This is a genomic window from Kitasatospora sp. NPDC005751 (genome assembly GCF_040630835.1).
In the GTDB taxonomy this organism is placed as follows: domain Bacteria; phylum Actinomycetota; class Actinomycetes; order Streptomycetales; family Streptomycetaceae; genus Kitasatospora.
Genome location: NZ_JBEXYC010000040.1, coordinates 24,425 through 42,487 on the forward strand (window position 1 = coordinate 24,425; position 18,063 = coordinate 42,487).

The following is an 18,063-nucleotide window of genomic DNA, read 5'->3' on the forward strand; positions in this document are numbered from 1 at the left end:
CCGCGCCGCCGAGCACGCCCCCGTCAGCACCGCGGACGGTACGCACACCACGGACCACCGCCGGCACGAGGAAAGAGGAGCCGCCATGGCAACCGTCGGAGAGCGGCTGAGCAGCGCCCGGGTCCGGGCCTTCATCGGCCGCGACGAGGAGCTCGCCCACTTCGCGCGCGCCCTGGCCGGGGACCCGCAGGCGCCGTTCGCGTTCTACCTGTCCGGTCCGGGCGGCATCGGCAAGTCGACGCTGCTGCGCCGCCTCGCGGACCACGCCCGCGCGGCGGGACGGCCCCTGCTGGAGCTGGACGGCCGCTTCGTCAGCCGGGACCCGGCCGACTTCGAGCGCGTCGCCGCCTCCTTCCTGACCGTCCCCGGCACGGTGCTGTTCCTCGACTCGTTCGAGCACTGCCAGTGGCTGGAGAGCTGGCTGTGGCAGCGTTTCCTGCCCCGCGCCGCCGCCGACACCCTGGTGGTGCTGGCGGGCCGCCTCGCGCCCCAGCCGCAGTGGGCGGCCGATCCCGCCTGGGCCGGACTCCTCCACGTCGGTGAACTGGGGCAGTTCACCGAGGAACAGGCCCGGAGCCTGCTCACCACCGCGCAGGTCCTGCCCGAACTGCGGGAGCGGGTGCTCCGCTTCGCCGGCGGCAACCCGCTGGCGCTCTCCCTGGCGGCCGCGTCCGGCATGGCGGACTGGACGAGGGAGGAGGTCTGGGCGCCCTCGGCGGATGTCCTGCGCACCCTGCTGTCGGGCCTGATCGGCGAGGTGCCGACGGCGGCCCACCGCCGCGCGCTGGAGCTGGCCGCCCAGGCCTACTCGACCTCCGAGGAGCTGCTCGCCGCCGTCCTGCCCGAGGAGGACGCCCACCCGCTCTTCACCTGGCTGCGCGACCTGCCGTTCATGGAGTCCACCCACCGCGGGCTCCACCCGCACGACGCCGCCCGCGAGACGCTGGCCGCCGACCTCCGCTGGCGGGCCCCCAACGCCTTCGTGACGATGCGCCGGCGGCTGGCCGAGGAGTACCTGCGCATCCTGCGGGAGGCGCCGGAGGAGCGGGTCTGGACCGTCACCGACGAGCTGTTCTACCTCTTCCGCGAGGGGGAGATGGTCGCCCGTCTGCGCACCTTCTCCCGCGAGGACGAGGTGCACGACCGGCCCCTCCACCCGGACGACCTCGACACGGTGCTGCGGATGGCCGAGCAGACCGAGGGCCCGGCCTCGGCGGAGCTCGTCCGCTACTGGGCGCGGCGCCAGCCACAGGCCTTCAGCGTCTACCGCCTGGTGAGCACGGGCCGCATCGTGGCCTTCACGGCCCGCCTCGCCCTACCCGCCCCCGCCGACCCGGAGGACCTGGCCGCCGACCCGGTCGTGGCGGCCGCCTGGGAGTACGCCGAGGCCGCCGGGCCGGTCCGGCCCGGCGAGCACATCGGCGTCAGCCGCTTCTCGGTCTACCCCGAGCGGTACCAGGTGCCCTCCCGCGTCATCGACCTCAGCAGCTCCCGCGCCCAGGCGGAGTCCGCCCGCGCCCGCGGCCGCGCCTACGGCTTCGCCGTCTGGCGGGACGCCGAGACGTGGTCGGCGCGCGTCAAGGGCAGCCTCGCCGACACCGGCGCCCGGCCGCGGGTCGGCGAGCACACCTACGGCCTGTTCGCGGTCGACTGGCGCCAGGTGCCCGTCGAGACCTGGCTCCGCCACTTCATAGCGGCCACCGCCGTGCCCACCCGGGCCGGGCCGTCGGGCGTCTCGCGCGCCGCGTTCGACCAGGCCGTCCGCGATGCCCTGACGCACTGGCGCGACGCGGGCGCCTTCGCCGCCTGCGCGCTGCTCCGCACCCGCCTGGCGGCCGACTTCGGCGAGCCCGTCGAGGAGTTGCGCGCCCTGCTGCGCGGGAGCGTCGACGACCTCGCCCGCGATCCGCGCGGTGTCCGCGCCCGCGACGCCGTGACCGCGGGCTACTTCTCCGGTGCGCCCACCCAGGAGGCCGCCGCCCGCCGGCTCGGCCTCCCCTACGGCACCTACCGGCGCCATCTGCGGCAGGGGCTGGACCTGCTCAGTGAGGCGCTGTGGCGGCTGGAGCTGCACGGTCCCGGTCCCGAGTGAGGCGGCGCGTGCGCACGCGTGTGCCGGCCGCCCCCTCCCGGCACCGGCAGAAAGCGGCTGGTCACGGGCGCTGGACTGTGGTTCCATGCCGCGATGAGAATTGAGAGCGGGTCCGGCCCGGGGGTGCGGTGTCGTGACGACCGTGACCTCGCCGCGTGCGTGCGGGTCCTGGCGGAGGTCCATGCGCGGGACGGCTACCCGGTGAACTGGCCCGAGGCGCCGACGTCATGGCTCACGCCGCCCGTCCTCATCGGCTCGTGGGTGGCGGAGCTGGACGGCCGGATCGCCGGCCATGTCGTCCTGTCCCGCAGCGGCGCGGGCGACGCGGCGCCGGGGCTCTGGAGCGCTCGGGCGGGGGTGGGCGTCGACGGGACGGCGGTGGTCAGCCGGCTGTTCGTCGCCCCGTCCGCGCGTGGCCGCGGGATCGGCGCGCTGCTGATGGCGCGGGCGGCCGAGGAGGCCCGGGCCCGCGCTCTGCACCCGGTGCTCGACGTGGTGGCGTCCGACACCGCCGCGGCCGCACTCTACGAACGCCTCGGCTGGCGGCTGCTGGCCACCGTCGAACAGCGCTGGAGCCCGGAGCAGCTGGTCACCGTCCGCTGCTACGCCGCCCCGTAGCGCGCGGCGACGGCGGACGCTCCGCCCGGCCGCGAGGAGGCCCGGGCGGGCCCCGGTCTCACCGGCCGTAGGCCGTGTCGATGTGGGCGAGCACCGGGGCGGCGCCGTCCTCCGTGGCGATCCGCCGGGCGAGTTCGGCCGCGCGGCTCCGGTGGACCGGCTCGGTCGTACAGGCCGTGATCGCGGTCCCGAGGGCTTCGGCGCTCAGCTCCTCGAACGGCAGCACCAGCGGGGCGACGCCCAGCCGGTGCAGCCGGTCCGCCCAGAAGGGCTGGTCGGCCATGACGGGGACCGGTACGGCCGGTACCCCGGCGCGCAGCCCGGCCCCGGTGGTACCCGCTCCGGCGTGGTGGACGACGGCGGCCGTGCGGGGGAAGAGCCAGTCGTGCGGTACGTCGCCGATGGCGAGGACGTCGTCGCCACCGCCGCCGAGGTCGGCCCAGCCCGCCTGGACCACCGCGCGCACCCCCGCCCGCTTCACCGCCGCGGCCACCAGGTCACTGAGCCGTTCCCCGTGACCCGGGGCCATGCTGCCGAACCCGATGAACACCGGTGGCGGCCCGGCCTGGAGGAAGTCGACCAGCTCGGCCGGGGGCCGCCAGCCGTCCGGCCGGGCGGGCCACCAGTAGCCCGGGACCTCGACCCGGGTCGGCCAGTCCGCCGGGCGCGGCAGCACGGAGGGGCTGAAGCCGGCGAAGACCGGGCGGCGGTCGGCCTCCGACGGTGCCGGTGCCGCTTCGGGGAGCCCGAGGCGGGCCCGCAGCCGGGTGGCGGCGCCCGCGAAGAGCTGGTCCCGGCGGCGCACCACGTCGTGGCCCGCGGCCAGGTTGCCCTCCGGTCCCAGGCCCGCGGCGTCCGTCGCACCGGGCAGCGCGAACTCCCGGGTGGCGAACGCCGGTACGAGGTGGGTTTCGAGGACGGGCACGCCGAGCGCCTCCCCGGCCGTCTCGCTCAGCGGAGCCGGGGCGAAGGCGGTGAGCACCAGGTCGGTGCCGTCCGCCACGGCCCGCTCCACACCGTCGGCGAGCCCGTCCACGTACGCCCTCGTCAGTGCCCGGGCCTCCTCCCGCGACGCCGCCCGGGACCAGCCGCGGATCAGCTCCTCCGGGTCCCCCGGCAGCGGCCGGTACCCGAGGCCGCACCCGCCGAGGAGTGCGGCGAAGGCCGGATGGGCCGCCACGGCGACCTCGTGTCCGGCGTCCAGCAGGCGTCGCCCCAGGCCGGTGAACGGTGCGACGTCGCCGCGCGACCCGGCGGTGATGATCAGAATCCGCATGCCGCGATTCTCCCCGACGGCCGCCGCCCCGTTCACCGTTCCCGGGAGCCCACCAGCCGCTCCGGGCGGGAGGCGGTACCGGCACCTCTCGTCGGCTGCCCCGGCCCGCGGGTTTCCCGGGGAGCGGCGAGCCGGGAGAATGCGGGCATGGTGATCACGGCGCGCGCCCTCAACCGCTCGACCCTCGCCCGCCAGTTGCTGCTGGCGCGGGAGCCGATCGACGCCGCCGACGCGGTGCGGCGGGTGGTCGCCCTCCAGGCGCAGGAGCCCGCCTCGCCCTACCTGGCACTGTGGAACCGGATCAGCGGATTCGACCCGGTCGGACTCGACAGCGCCGTGGCCGGGCTGCGGGTGGTGCGGTCGACGCTGATGCGGATCACGCTGCACCTGGTCCACAGCGAGGACTACCGGGCCTTCCGCGAGGCCGTGGAGCCGACCCTGCGCGCCTCCAGGCTCGGCGACGCGCGCTTCACGGCGTCCGGGCTGAACGCCGCCGACGCCGACGCCCTGCTTCCCGAGCTGCTGGACTTCGCCGACCGGCCGCGGACCGGCGCCGAGGCCCAGGCCTGGCTCGGCGAACGCCGCGGCACACCGGTCGAGCTCCCGGCGTGGCGGATGCTGCGGCAGTACGCGCCGCTGTGGCACGTGCCCGCCGGCGGGCCCTGGTCGTTCGCCCCCCGGCCGTCGTACGTCGCCGCCGCCACGCGGCCGGTGCTGACCGACCCGGACGCCGTCCTCGACAGCACGGGGCCGCTGATCCGCCGCTACCTGGAGGGCTTCGGCCCGGCCTCGGTGCCGGACATGGCGCAGTTCGCCATGATCCAACGGGCCCGCGCCAGAAAGGCCGTGCAGGCACTCCGCGACGAACTCGAAGAGCTGGAGGGCCCCGACGGCACGGTGCTGTTCGACCTCCCCGGCGCGCCCCGGCCGGACGAGGACACCCCGGCGCCGCCCAGGCTCCTGCCGATGTGGGACAGCACCCTGCTGGTCTACGCCGACCGCAGCCGGGTCCTCCCGGCCGCCTACCGCAAGCTGGTGATCCGGGTGAACGGGGACGTGCTGCCGACCCTGCTGGTCGACGGCCACGTCGCCGGCGTCTGGCGGAGCGTCGACGCGGGGATCGAGGCCACCGCCTTCCACCCCCTCCCGGAGGAGGTCTGGGAGGCGCTGGCCGCGGAGGCCGGTGCGCTGTTCGCCTTCCTCGCCGACCGCGACCCGCGGGTCTACCGGCGCTACGACCACTGGTGGGTCAAGGGCCTGCCCGCCGCCGAGACGCGTCTGCTCACACCGGCCTGATGCAATCTGATCCATCCATCGATAGTGAGCGCATGATCCGTCACCGGGGCGGCCGAAACTCTGTGCACCCGTGATGCGCTCGCGGGGGGCGGGGCGGCAGGGATCCGCACGGTTTCGACGCCGGCGGAACGCGGAGGCGTACCGTACATCCGACAAGCCACGGTGATGACGCGCCCGATTGGCGCAGCTCGCCGAACCGGCGGGCCGGTACCGATCGGCCGTGCTTCCGAGGGTGCTCCGGAAGCTCCGACGGCCCGCGCGGCAGCGCCGCCCACGAACGACAAGCTACGGCCGCGTAGGTCTTGACACCTTTTGACCTCCCTGACACCTTCATGGTTAAAGCTGCTCACAAGGCGCTTGATTCAATCATCTACAAGCAGATTCGGCGCGCTCTTGCGTCACGTGCCCAATGCCGCCGCCCCACCGCGCGGCACCCGGCACGGCAGGAGATCCGGCGCTCCGCTCACCGGCGCACCGCCGGGGGGGATGCCTCGGGGCCCGACACCAGCTGCCGAGACCCCGAGTCACCATCCCCGCCGACACCCACCACGCGCCTCCCCGACCGTCCACCCGGTGTTCGGTCCCGTGCCCTCTTGCCCGAGGAGTCAACATGCGCAGGTCGCACCGACGAGGCAGACGCCTCGTCGCACTCGCCACAGCCGTCGTCACCCTCCCGCTCACGGCCACGCTCTCCCAGGCCGCCGCCGCTCCTCCCGCCCCCAACCCCGCCCCCTACGCCCTGGTACCGCAGCCGGTCTCGCAGCAGGCAGTGGCGGGCGCCGGGTTCACCCTCACCCCGCGGACCCGCATCGCCGTCCTCTCCCGGGACTCGGCGGCGGTGGGCGTCGGCACCTACCTCGCCCAGTTGCTGGCCCCCGCCACGGGCTACACCCTCGCGGTGGACAAGGACGACCGGGCGCCGAAGAACGCGATCGTGCTCGATCCCGACGGCCCCAAGAGCCTCGGGGACGAGGGCTACACCCTCACCTCCGACGAGCGCGGTGTCGTCGTGAGGGCGCACGGCGCCCAGGGCCTGTTCCGCGGCGTGCAGACGCTCCGACAGCTGCTCCCCGCCGCGGTCGAGTCCCCCACCAGGCAGTCCCGTGCGTGGACGGTGTCGCCCGCGAAGATCTCCGACTCGCCCCGCTACGAGTACCGCGGCGTGATGCTGGACGTCGCCCGCCGCTTCTACCCCGTCGCCCAGGTCAAGCGCTACATCGACGAGGCGGCCGCGTACAAGATCAACACCCTCCACCTGCACCTGACGGACGACCAGGGGTGGCGCATCGCCATCGACGGCATGCCGGAGTTGACCTCGATCGGCGCCAGTACGCAGAGCGGCTTCACCGGCGGCAGCGACTGGTACTACTCGGCAGCGGACTACAAGGAGATCGTCTCCTACGCCACGTCCCGCTTCATGACCGTGGTGCCCGAGATCGACGGACCCGGCCACACGGAAGCCGCCCTCGCGTCGGTACCGGGCCTGAACTGCGATGACAAGGCGAAGGCCCCCTACTCGGGCTTCGACGTCGGCATCAGCCTCTACTGTCTGGAGGACGCGGCCCACATCGGAAACACCAGGCGCTTCCTGGCGAAGATCATCAAGGAGGTCGCCAAGCTCACCCCCGGCCCCCACATCCACCTCGGCGGCGACGAGACCCCGGACGCGTCCCCGGAGGAGTACGCCGCCTACGTCAAGGCGGCCACCTCGGCCACCACCGGCCGCGACAAGACCGTGATGGGCTGGCACCAGCTCGGCCAGTCCGGCGTCCCCGCCAACAGCCTCCTGCAGTACTGGGGTGAGGACGAGGACCGGGGGAGCATCGGCACCACCGAGGAGACCAAGAGCATCCGCGAGGTCCGCCAGGGGGTCGCGCAGGGCGCCAAGTTCGTGATGTCCCCGTCCGACCACGCCTACCTGGACATGAAGTACGAGGTCGCCACCCCGTACGGCCTGAGCTGGTCCGGCTACGTGTCGGTGCAGCGCGCCTACGAGTGGGACCCGACGACCAGCACCGCCAAGCCCGACGGCACCGGCTCGGTCGTCCCGGCCGAGAGGATCGCCGGCGTCGAGGCCGCCCTCTGGGCCGACCGTGCCTACGAGGGCAGTAACGGCCTGCCGACCCCGGACACCCACTGGCCCGCACCGCAGGACTACGCCGACTACATGAGCTTCCCCCGCCTCCCCGCGCTCGCGGAGGTCGGCTGGAGCCCCCGGTCCGCCCACGACTGGAACAGCTTCCGCCAGCGCCTGGCCCAGCAGGGCCCCCGCTGGACCGCCGCCGGGATCGGCTACTACGCCGCCCACGGCATCCCCTGGCCCGGCGTCGTGAAGACGGTGCCGGGCGTGCACAGCGTCGAGACCGGGGGCAAGGCGCTCGACAACCCCGGCGGCTCCACCACCGACGGCACCGCACCGGTGCTGTGGTCGCCGAACCGCGGCCCCAACCAGACCTGGACCTTCGCCCCCCAGCCCGACGGCTCCTACACCATGACCAACAAGTCGTCCGGCAAGTGCGCCGAGGCGACCGGCGCCGCCGGCGGTGCCGTCGTCCAGCGGACCTGCGACAACCAGACCGGTCAGCGCTGGAAGATCACCCCCGGCGACAACGACCAGTACACCATCGCCTCCGCCGCCACCGGCCTGCTCGTCACCGCCGCCTCGGCCGCCAACGGCGCCAAGGTGACCCAGCAGCCCGACACCGGCTCTGCCCTGCAGCACTGGTCCATCGACTGACCGACCACGCCCCGGACCACCGCCCGCCGCCGCTCCCGACGCCCCGACCGGAGCGGGGGCGGGCGGTGCCCGTTCCCTGACCGCCGCGCTCCCCGCTGCCGCGTCGGGCGCAATAGGGTCGGCGCATGCTCCTGTGGATCAACGGCCCCTTCGGCGGGGGCAAGACGCAGACCGCGCACGAGATCCGGCGGCGGCTGGCGGGCAGCGTCATCTGCGACCCCGAGCACGTGGGTTTCGGCCTGCACCGGATGATGCCGCCCTCGCTGCGCGGGGACTTCCAGGACCTTCCCGCCTGGCGGCAGGGAGTGTTCGAGGTGCTGGACCGTGCTCTGACCGAGCACGACGGCGTGGTGATCGCGCCGATGACGGTCGTGGAACCGGCGTACCTCCGCGAGACCGTCGGTCGGCTGCGGGAGCGCGGCCACGACGTTCGGCACTTCGCGTTGCTGGCGGAGCGGGCGACGGTGCTGCGACGGCTGCGCGAGCGCGGCTTCGGGCACGTCGTGCAGTTCGTCGCCGGGAAGGACACCGCTCCGCGCCGGGAGAGCTTCGCCCTGTCGAAACTCGACGTGTGCCTGGAGCGCCTGCGCCAGGACGAGTTCGCCGAGCACCTGTGGACCGACCGCCTCACCGTCGCGCAGGTCGCCGAGCACATCGCCGCCGCCTCCGGACTGACGCTCGCCCCGAACACCGACAGCGCGCTCCGCGGACGCCTTCGGCGGATGTGGACGGGTGTGCAGCACAACCGGTTCGACTGAGCCGCCGCTACCTCCTCCCCGGTTCCACGGCCCGCCGCCCGGACTGCCGCGGCGCCCGAAGCCCTGTGCGCTGCCGACGACCTGACGCCGCACCCGCACCCGCACCTGTTTCCGACCCAGGCCCAGGCCCAGGCCCAGGCCCAGGCCCAGGCCGACGGAAAACGGCTTGCCTTCGAGCGGTGACCTCGATCAGGATCGGCCGCATGGACCTGTAACGGCTGCCACGTAGCGAGAACCACCCTGTCGCGCGATCGATCTCGGAGCCTGATGGCTCGGCCCCGAGGCGATCAGTCGCGCCCGCGTGTGCATCCGTCAGATCCAGGAGCCGCAGCACCGCCTGCGAGAGCTCCTGCCGAGTCCTGAAAGCAATCACCTCCATGCATACCGACCGCAAGGCCCTGTGGGCCGTGCGCCAGTCCGCCCTGCCCACCATCGTGCGCCCGTGCCCGGACTGCTACAGCACGCGTCACCGTCCCTCGGGCAAGATCCGCGTCAACGCGAACGGCAAGCTCCTCGACGTCTGGCTCCTCCTGAGTTGCGCGGGGTGCGACCGGACGTCCAAGGTGCCCGTCCACGAGCGCGTCCACGTCTCGTCGCTGGAGCCCGCCCGCCGGGTGGCGTACGAGACGAATGACCCCGCCGTGGTGCGGGAGTTGACGATCAGTGCGGCACTCGCCGCGAAGACCGGATACCGCCTCGACTGGACCGGCACCTGGGGCCTGGAGACCCGCACGCCCCTCTACGCGCTCGACGACCTGACCCCGCTCAGGGTGCTGGTCACCTTCGAGCTGCCCGCGCCGGTCCGCGTCGAGCGGCTCCTCGCGCTCGGGCTCGGGCTGAGCCGCGCGCGGATCCGGCGCATGCTCGGGGACGGGCGCATCCACCTGCCGTCGGCCCTGGGCGCCAAGGCGCACCGGGACTTCGAACTCACGATCCAGCGTCCCGGCTCCGTCGACGTGGCGAAGCCCGCGACGCTCCTCGGCACCGCTGCGCCGACCGGCGCGCGCACTGCTCCGCACCCTCTCGGATCGGTCGACACGGCGCGGCAGCTGTCGCGGTCGGCGGGAGCGTAGGAGAGAAGCGGTGGGGCCTCCCTTCGAGTCGTCGGGAGGCCCCACCGCCGCGGCACCCGACCGGGCGCCACCGTTGCCTCCTCGCAGCACCGCGGCCGGTCCCGTTCCGAGGCTGATGGCGCGGCGCGAGCTCGCGCCGCACCGTGCGGGGCGGGGCGGGGCAGGGCAGGGCAGGGCAGGTTCCCCGGTCCCCCGCGGCACCCCTGGGTCGCCCCGGTCGCAGGGCCCCGTCTCTGCGCCCCGTCGCTGTGCCCCCGCAGGTTCTCCCGGACCAGTGGCCCGGGGCGGCCGTACCCGGAGGCGTCGGCAGTCGTTGTCGAAACTGTCGACCCATTCCACACGAAGGCAGGCGGACACCGTGACCGACATCGACTGGGACCACCCCAAGGACCCCGCGCCGGGCACCTGGCAGCTGGACCACGTCAAGCAGTACGTGGGCTCGAACGGCGCCGAGGGGCAGCACTGGAAGGGCACCCAGACCCTCCTGCTGACCACCGTCGGCCGGGTCTCCGGGCAGGCCGTCCGCACTCCGCTCATCTACGGCGAGGACGGCGGCCGCTACCTCGTCGTCGCTTCCAAGGGCGGGGCCGACGACGCGCCCCTGTGGTACCGGAACCTGACGGCCGACCCCCGGGTCCGCGTCCAGGTCGGCCCGACGATCGTCCAGGGCACCGCGCGCACCGCCACCGCCGCGGAGCGGGCCGCCTTCTGGCCGGTCATGGTGGGCCACTGGCCCGCGTACGACGAGTACCAGGCCAAGACCGACCGCGAGATCCCGATCGTGGTCATCGACCCCGCCTGACCGGCGCGTGGGCGCACCGCGGGCGGGCGGGTGGCCCCCGGTGCGCTCCACGCCCACCGCGGGCCGAACCCGGCGCGACGTCCGCACCGGCTCCAGGCCGGCACCACCCTCGCCCGGGTGGCCGCCGGTGGATCGGTACTGTGGCCGGACACCCCGTCGAGAGGCGCCCTCCCCATGGCCAAGAACGCCGCCGAACCACGTGCCGCGGCTCGCAAGCCCCTGCTGCAGCTGACCGGCGTCAGCCGCTCGTACGGCGAGCGGGAGGTGCTGCACCCCGTGAGCCTGTCGCTGGCCGCCGGAGAGTGCGTGGCACTGCTCGGCCACAACGGATCGGGCAAGTCGACCCTGCTCAGGGTCGCGGCCGGACGCGACGCCCCCAGCAAGGGCACCGTGGTCTTCGACGGCATCCCGATGGACGAGAACGACCCCCGGGTCCGGGCCCGGGTGGCGGTGGTCGGCGACACCGTCGCCTGCTACCCAGACCTGACCGTCCGCGAGCACCTGCTCCTGGTCGCGGTCGCGCACGGGGTCGCCGACGCGCCCGACTGGGTCTCCCAGGTACTGACCGACCGGATGCTCACGGCACGGGCCGACGCGCTGCCCTCGGCCCTCTCCTCCGGACAGATGCAGGCCCTGCTGCTGGCGTGCGCGCTGGTGCGCCCGCGCGACCTGCTGCTGCTGGACGAGCCCGAGCAGCGGCTCGACCCGGACGCCCGCCGACACCTCGCCGACCTGCTCAGGGCGGAGCTGGCCGACGGCGTCGCGGTGCTCCTGGTCACCCACCACACCGACCTCGCCCTCGACGTGGCCGACCGGGTGGTGGTGCTGGAGGACGGCAAGATCCTGAAGCAGGGCGCGACCCGCAAGGTCCTGGCAGCGGATCTCGCGGCCCGCACCGCCGCCGGCTCGGCGGGTGCCCGGTGACCACGACCCACCCGGAGGCCGACCGCGACCTCGCCGTCGAGGCCTGGACGGACGACGACGACTGGACCGACGAGACGCTCGCCCTGCTCCGCGCCCTGCGGGCCCCCCACCGGCGCAACCGTGCCAAGTCGGTCGGCTTCGCCGTCTACTGCGTGGTCCTCATCCTGATCATCTGGGGCGGCGTGCCCAGCCTCGGCCTGTTCCTCCAGGCCTCCATGGGCGCCGACTACACCGGCCACGGCGGCGATCTGCTCGCCGCCATGCCCGCCGGGATCACCGCGATCGGGCTGCTCACCTTCGTCCTGCTGGTCCGGGACGGCCTGTGGCGCGGCCCGGTGGTGCCGCCCCGGGCGGCGACCGACTGGCTGCTGATCCACCCCGTCCGGCCCCGCCCGGTGCTCCGACCGTGGTTCTGGCTGTCCTGCGCCGTGGCCGCCTTCCCCGGCCTGGTGGCGGCGGTCGGCGGCATGGTCGCGCTCGGGCTGACCGTTCGGGTCGGCCTGCCGGCCGCGCTCGGCTGGTGCCTCCTCGGGGGGCTCTGCGTACCGCTGCTGGCCACCTGCGCCGCGCTGGTCGTGGAGCGCAGCGACCGCGCCGCCCGCTGGGTGCGCCGACTCACTCCGTACCTGACCGTGCTGATCATCGCGCTGGCCGGCCAGAGCGCGCTGGCCGTCGCCGGACACCCGGTGCACTGGCTGGAGCTGGTCGAACTGTGGTCGGGGCCGTGGGGCTGGGCCGCGATCGCCGCCCTGGCGCCGACGCCGGCCGCCGTGGCGGGCGGCTGGGTGGCCGCCGCACTGCTGTTGCTGTCGACCGTCGCCGCCCTGGCGCTCGCCGACCGAGCCGCCGCGACGGTGCCACTGGCCCGGCTGCGGGAGCGGGCCAGGACGGCCGCCGGGGTGCTGGCCGCGCTCCGCACGGTCGAGCTGCGCAGCGCACGACTGGCCGTGAACAGCGCCAACGGCAGCGACCGGCAGCGCAGGCTCCGGCTGCCGGCGCCCCGGCGGGCGTGGCAGGTCGTGCCGTGGCGGGACACCCTCGCCCTGCTGCGCTCGCCCGCCCGGCTGGGTCGCGCGGTGGTGCTGGCGGTGCCCGCGCTGCTCTGCGCCGTCCTCGCGCACGGCGCCACCGGTGGGCTGTCCTGGCTGACCACCGCCGCCGCCCTGGTGTTCGGCTACCTGGCCGTGGCACAGCTGCTGGAGCCGGCCCGGATCGAGACGGACGACGTCCGGCGGGCCTCCTGGTCGCCCTATCCGTTCGCCGCCCTGATGCTGCGCCACGCGATCGTCCCGACCGTGGCCGGGCTCCTGCTGGGGCTGGCCTGCGCCGGGGCGCTGCTGGCCGCGGGCAGCGGCCCGGCCGCCTGGCTCGCCCCGGCCGCCGCACCGGCACTGGTCGCCGCGGGGCTGGTGAACGCCTGCCGCGGGGTGCTGCGCAAGGACCTGATGCTGTCCCCGGCCCAGGGCGCGGGCGGCGGGACGGGCCCGCTGCTGTTCGCCGCCTGGTACGCGGCCGGGCCTGCCGTGGCGGTGGCGGTGCTGACACCGATGTTCTCCACCGCCCTGCGCGGCGGGACGGCCGTCCCGGTCGGCAAGGCCGCCCTGATGGCGGTGGTGGTCGCCGTCCTGCTCCTGCGCTGGGCGCAGGCCAGGGCGACGAAGATGAGCAAGGCCCGCCCGGGGACGAGCGCTCCCTAGCCCGGTCCGTACGTCGCGGGTCGTCGCTCCGGACACGTCGGCGCACCACCACCCGGGCCGCTCGCCCTCACGACCACCGAGCCGCCGCCCACCGAGCCCGCGCCCCACCCTTGGGGCGGTGCAGAGCGCCTGCGTGACGACGCCGCCCTGCACCGAAGCCGACCCGGGCCGGGCGGGGCACACCGCGCTCGTCAACGTGCCGGACGTGAAGTCGGTCCGCCGGTCTGCCCCGATCGCCCTGGCGTCCGGGGCAGCCGGTTCAAACCCCTGCCCCGGCCTAGGAGGTGACGTCCAGCGGGCGCAGGAAACGGCGCTCGTACCGCTTGATGCAGCCGGTGCTCCGGGCCAGTTCGAAGGCCGCCTGGCACTCCGGGTCGGTCATGCTGTCCGTGCGGTACCGCTCGTACGCGGCGAAGCCGGGAAAGGAGAAGAGGGCGTAGGCGATGTCGCTGTCTCCCTCGCTCGGCAGGAAGTAGCCGTGGTGCGTCCCGCCGAACCGGTTGACGAGCCCGACCCAGCGGCGGCCGTACTCCTCGAAGTCCGCCAGCTTGTCGGCGTCGATCTCGTACTTCAGATGAATGGTGATCATGCCCCCATGAAAGCGGCCGCGCGGACCCGAACGCAACGGGCGGCGATGTCCTCGACCAGATCGAAGCGCCCCCACGAGCTGGACGTGCCGGCCGACGCCCGGGGGGCCGGGGGCCCGGAATCGGCCGACGATTCGGGCCGTCCGATCGTCCCCTCTCCTCCAGCGGGAAGAGGAGGGTGGTTTGGCGATCACGGTGCAGTGGATCAGGACGTCATGGACGAAGGCATCCCGGGGCGGCGAGGCGGCGTGTTCCTGTCGGCACCGCCCGTCCTCGTCGACGAGTGCGGGCCGCTGCGCTAGCGTCACCGCGTCGCTCCCCCGTCTGACCTGCGGCGCAGCCGGCGCGGCCGGGTGACGGCGGGCGACCCGGCGGCTCCGCTGTCGAGGCACCCCCGTGCGGTGTTGTCACAGGCCTCTTGGATAATGATCACCTCGTCGTCGGCACGGATCGAGCACACTCTCCATCGAAACCGACGCGAAACGAGACATCACTCCCAAGGAGACCCACTGTGCCCATCCGACGCCGCGTCGGCCTGGCCGTCGCCGTCGCGAGTTCCGCGGTCGCCGGCGCCGTACTGCCGCCGCTCGCCCACGCCGACTCCGCCGTGCTCTACGTCGACAACGCCTCCCACGCCAACTGCTCGGACACCGGCGCGGGCACGAGCGCACAGCCGTACTGCACCATCCAGGCCGCCGCCGACGCGGCGCAGCCGGGTCAGACCGTCCGGATCGCGCCGGGCCGCGGCAGCTACGAGGAACAGGTCACAGTCAGGCGGTCCGGGCTGCCCGGTAAGCCGATCACGTTCAGCGGTGAGCTGGTCTACCTGTCAGGGACCGTCCCGGTCGGCGTGCGGTCCTGGGGCGCCGGTACGCAGCCCGCTCCGCACGGCTTCGTCCTCGCCGGTGTGCACGACGTCACGGTGACCGGCCTGGGGATCGGAGGCCCGCAGGAGGGCGTGCTCGTCCAGGACTCCGAGCGGATCGTGCTGGACCGCAACAGCGTGGCCGCCGGCAACCCCGTCTCCAACGGCGTCCGCGCGTACCCGAACGCGGCCCCGGGTGTGCGCATCGTCGGCCGGAGCACGGCCGTCACGCTGAGCCGCAACGTCATCAGTGACGTGGGCACGGCCGGTGTGGCCGTCGACGCCGGCGTCACCGGGACGGTCATCACCACCAACCAGGTGACCAACAACCCGGCGGAGGGCGTGCTGGTCACCGATGCCCCGGGCACGGTGGTGGTGAGTAACACCTTCGCGCAGAACTGCGGGAGCGACCTGTCGCTGGCCGGGAACTCCTCGGGCGCGACGGTCGAGAACAACATCATCTCCAAGCTCCCGGCCTTCTCCTGTGCGAACGGCCTGCAGTCGCCGTACGCCAACCTGACGGTGTCGGCGGGTTCGACCGCCGGCACCAAGGCCGACTACAACGTCGTGGCGCCCGCCATCGGCGGGTCCGGGTATTCCTGGGGCGGCGCGACCTACGCGAACCCGTACGCGTTCAAGGCCACCGGCCAGGGCGCGCACGACTACGGCGCCGACCCCCAGCTCGGGTACCGCGCCAGTGGTTTCGGCGTCGTGCAGTACGCGCCGGTCGCCGCCCAGGGCGTGACGGACGCGGCCGACGAGTCCGCGCCCGGCATGCTGGACAGCGATGTCTATGGCCGCCCGCGGGCCGACCACCCGAAGATCGCCGACACCGGAACCGGAACCGGCTTCGTCGACCGTGGCGCGGTCGAGCTCCAGGACACCATGTCCGCCTCGGTCTGGACGACGCCTTACCCCCGCGCCGGGCACCCGCTGCAGGCCCGGATCGGCTACGCCTACACAGGGGGCTGGGCCCCGGCCGGCGCTCGCCTGGACTTCGGCGACGGCAGCCAGCCGGTGTGGGCGAACCCCGGAACCATCGAGATCGACCACGACTACCCGACCGCCGGTCCCTACACGGTGACGCTCACCGCCACCAGTGAGACCGGCCTGACCCGCACCTCGGTCAGCAGGGTGAACATCGCTCCGGCCGGCCCCATCTCGGCCCGCCTGTCGGTCGCCCAGGACGACAACACCGTCGCCCGGATCAAGGTCACGGACAAGAGCGACGGCCCCTGGCCGGTGAGCCGCTACACGGTGGACTTCGGCGACGGATCCGCCCCCGTGGCGACCGACGGCTCGGCCCCGCCGAACGGCCTGACGCACGACTACGCCGTCTCCGGCACCTACACGGTGACCGAGACCGTCACCGACGACCACGGCCGCTCCGCCGGCGCGTCGGTGCAGCAGTACGTCCACGGTCCCCTGGCGGGCGTGCCGTTCACCGGCAGCTTCGCCGGCCCCAGCACCCACCTCGGCCTCTTCGACAACGGGCGCTGGGCGCTGTCCACCCAGAAGTCGTCGGCCCAGGCCGGCACGATCTGGATGTTCGGCAGCCCGGGCGACGTCCCCGTGGTCGGCGCGTGGGACAACGCCTGCCAGTGCCGGCTGGGCATCTACCGCCCGAGCACCGGCACCTTCGCCCTGAAGCACAACGACGGCTCGGTCTCCGCCGTGCAGTTCGGTGACCCCGGCGACATCCCGGCCGTCGGCGCGTGGGACCGAAACGGGCACGACCAGCTGGGCATCTACCGCCCGAGCATCGGCACGCTGGCCGTTCGGCACGACGACGGCTCGGTGACCACGATGCCCTTCGGCGACGCCGGGGACCTCCCCGTGGTGGGCGACTGGGACGGCGTGGGCCACGCCCAGTTCGGGCTGTTCCGCCCCGGTCGGAACCCGGGCGACCCGAACCTGTTCATCCTGCGTCACGACGACGGCAGCGTGTCGACCGCCACCTACGGCGTCAAGGGCGACCTCCCCGTGGTCGGCGACTGGCTGGGCAAGGGCCGGACGACGTTCGGCGTGTTCGGTCCGAGCACCCGTCTCTTCACCCTGAGCAACGCGTATGCGGGCCAGGCCGACGTGAGCTTCACGGTCTACGGGTGACCTACGGCTGAACCGGACTCCGGTGAGCCGGAGTCCGACAGCCCGGAGTCCGACAGCCCGGAGTTCGACGGCCCGGGGTGCGAGGTTCTCGCGCCCCGGGCCGTTGCCGTGGTGGCGGCTGCGGAGCGGAACCCGACGGCGCCGCCGCCGGGATGCTGACGCTTGGTCCGGTGGCGGGTTACCTGCCCGAGGCCCGCCGGTCCCGCCCCCGGAGAGCCGGCAGACCGGCTCGGCCCAACTCTGCCCTCCAGCGGCAGGCGTCACGATACCCTCCGCCTCCTTTGCGTCGGGGGCTTCACGACAGCCAAGGGAAGCTTATACATCTGCGTCTGCCATGCTGTATTCCTTATGACTAGGCATCGCGCGGCGGCCGCGATGTCGCTCCGAGTCGATGTGAGGGTGTGGCGATGCGGACGATCGGCCTGATCGGTGGGATGAGCTGGGAGTCGACGGCGGAGTACTACCGGTTGTTGAACGAGTTCACGCGGGAGCGCCTCGGCGGACTCCACTCGGCGCGGTGCGTGATCTACTCGGTGGACTTCGCGGAGATCGAGCGGTTGCAGGTGCAGGGCCGTTGGACGGAGGCCGGCGAGATCCTGGCCGCGGCCGCCCGGGCGCTTGAGGCGGCCGGCGCGGACATGGTGCTGATCTGCACCAACACCATGCACAAGGTCGCGGACCGGGTCGAGGCGGCGGTCTCCATCCCGCTGCTGCACCTGGCCGACGCCACCGCGACGGCCGTGCGGGCGGCGGGCCTGCGCCGGGTCGGTCTCCTGGGCACCGCGTTCACCATGGAGCAGGACTTCTACCGGGGCCGGCTCGAAGCCGGCGGACTCGATGTGCGCGTCCCGGACGCCGACGGGCGCGCGATCGTCCACCACGTCATCTACCAGGAGCTCTGCCTGGGCGTCGTGCGGGAGGAGTCACGCGCCGCCTACCGGAAGGTCATCACGGACCTGGTCGCCGACGGTGCGGAGGGGATCATTCTCGGCTGTACCGAGATCGAGCTCCTCATCGGTTCCGAGGACAGCCCCGTCCCGGTCTTCCCCACCGCGCGACTCCACGCGGCGGCTGCCGTGCACGCAGCGCTGTCCGGCACCCGGCACGAGGGACCCACCGCATCCCGCTGACCACCGCCGAGACGGAGTGCGGGGATCGCGGGCGGGATTCCCCCGCGCAGAGTCGAGCGAACGAACGACCTACGAGAGGCGGGACCTTCCAACACCCCT

General features: G+C 73.9%; 13 protein-coding genes. 11 read left to right on the forward strand and 2 right to left on the reverse strand.

What is annotated here, in order from left to right; genetic code table 11:
• The first annotated feature begins 85 nt into the window (after positions 1 to 85).
• Together ABZ497_RS26985 and ABZ497_RS26990 are read left to right on the forward strand one after the other, a co-directional pair.
• A complete protein-coding gene (locus ABZ497_RS26985; RefSeq protein ID WP_359808907.1) occupies positions 86 to 2,092 on the forward strand; it encodes an AAA family ATPase in 2,007 nt (668 codons plus the stop codon).
• 93 nt (positions 2,093 to 2,185) lie between these two features.
• A complete protein-coding gene (locus tag ABZ497_RS26990) occupies positions 2,186 to 2,710 on the forward strand; it encodes a GNAT family N-acetyltransferase (protein ID WP_359808909.1) in 525 nt (174 codons plus the stop codon).
• 58 nt (positions 2,711 to 2,768) lie between these two features.
• On the opposite strand, the gene ABZ497_RS26995 is transcribed toward ABZ497_RS26990, so the two are convergent.
• Entirely contained in the window at positions 2,769 to 3,986 is a 1,218-nt protein-coding gene (locus ABZ497_RS26995) for a glycosyltransferase (RefSeq protein ID WP_359808911.1), read from the reverse strand.
• A gap of 147 nt (positions 3,987 to 4,133) precedes the next feature.
• Between ABZ497_RS26995 and ABZ497_RS27000 the strand changes: the two genes are divergently transcribed.
• The 7 genes from ABZ497_RS27000 to ABZ497_RS27030 all read left to right on the forward strand — a co-directional run bounded on the left by ABZ497_RS27000 (position 4,134) and on the right by ABZ497_RS27030 (position 13,273).
• Entirely contained in the window at positions 4,134 to 5,282 is a 1,149-nt protein-coding gene (locus ABZ497_RS27000; protein ID WP_359808913.1) for a winged helix DNA-binding domain-containing protein, read from the forward strand.
• 610 nt (positions 5,283 to 5,892) lie between these two features.
• Positions 5,893 to 8,019, forward strand: coding sequence for a family 20 glycosylhydrolase (locus ABZ497_RS27005; RefSeq protein WP_359808915.1), 2,127 nt, complete (start codon positions 5,893 to 5,895; stop codon positions 8,017 to 8,019).
• A gap of 125 nt (positions 8,020 to 8,144) precedes the next feature.
• Complete coding sequence (locus ABZ497_RS27010; protein ID WP_359808917.1) at positions 8,145 to 8,777, forward strand: AAA family ATPase; 633 nt, start codon at positions 8,145 to 8,147, stop codon at positions 8,775 to 8,777.
• 377 nt (positions 8,778 to 9,154) lie between these two features.
• Entirely contained in the window at positions 9,155 to 9,850 is a 696-nt protein-coding gene (locus ABZ497_RS27015) for a DUF1062 domain-containing protein (protein WP_359808918.1), read from the forward strand.
• A gap of 358 nt (positions 9,851 to 10,208) precedes the next feature.
• The gene (locus ABZ497_RS27020) at positions 10,209 to 10,652 is read left to right on the forward strand and encodes a nitroreductase family deazaflavin-dependent oxidoreductase (protein WP_352286738.1); all 444 of its coding nucleotides are present in this window, start codon (positions 10,209 to 10,211) and stop codon (positions 10,650 to 10,652) included.
• 174 nt (positions 10,653 to 10,826) lie between these two features.
• A complete protein-coding gene (locus ABZ497_RS27025) occupies positions 10,827 to 11,576 on the forward strand; it encodes an ABC transporter ATP-binding protein (RefSeq protein ID WP_329485388.1) in 750 nt (249 codons plus the stop codon).
• The gene (locus ABZ497_RS27030; protein WP_359808920.1) at positions 11,573 to 13,273 is read left to right on the forward strand and encodes a hypothetical protein; all 1,701 of its coding nucleotides are present in this window, start codon (positions 11,573 to 11,575) and stop codon (positions 13,271 to 13,273) included. The genes ABZ497_RS27025 and ABZ497_RS27030 overlap by 4 nt, the downstream gene beginning before the upstream one ends.
• A 277-nt stretch (positions 13,274 to 13,550) precedes the next feature.
• Here ABZ497_RS27030 and ABZ497_RS27035 read toward each other — a convergent pair whose 3' ends face one another.
• Complete coding sequence (locus ABZ497_RS27035; RefSeq protein ID WP_329485390.1) at positions 13,551 to 13,862, reverse strand: NIPSNAP family protein; 312 nt, start codon at positions 13,860 to 13,862, stop codon at positions 13,551 to 13,553.
• A 509-nt stretch (positions 13,863 to 14,371) separates the two neighbouring features.
• On the opposite strand from ABZ497_RS27035, the gene ABZ497_RS27040 reads away from it, so the two are divergent.
• Entirely contained in the window at positions 14,372 to 16,834 is a 2,463-nt protein-coding gene (locus ABZ497_RS27040) for a PKD domain-containing protein (RefSeq protein WP_359808921.1), read from the forward strand.
• 407 nt (positions 16,835 to 17,241) lie between these two features.
• Positions 17,242 to 17,964 carry an aspartate/glutamate racemase family protein gene (locus ABZ497_RS27045; RefSeq protein ID WP_359808923.1) on the forward strand — a complete coding sequence of 241 codons (723 nt, stop codon included), beginning with the start codon at positions 17,242 to 17,244 and terminating at the stop codon, positions 17,962 to 17,964.
• Positions 17,965 to 18,063: the final 99 nt, after the last annotated feature.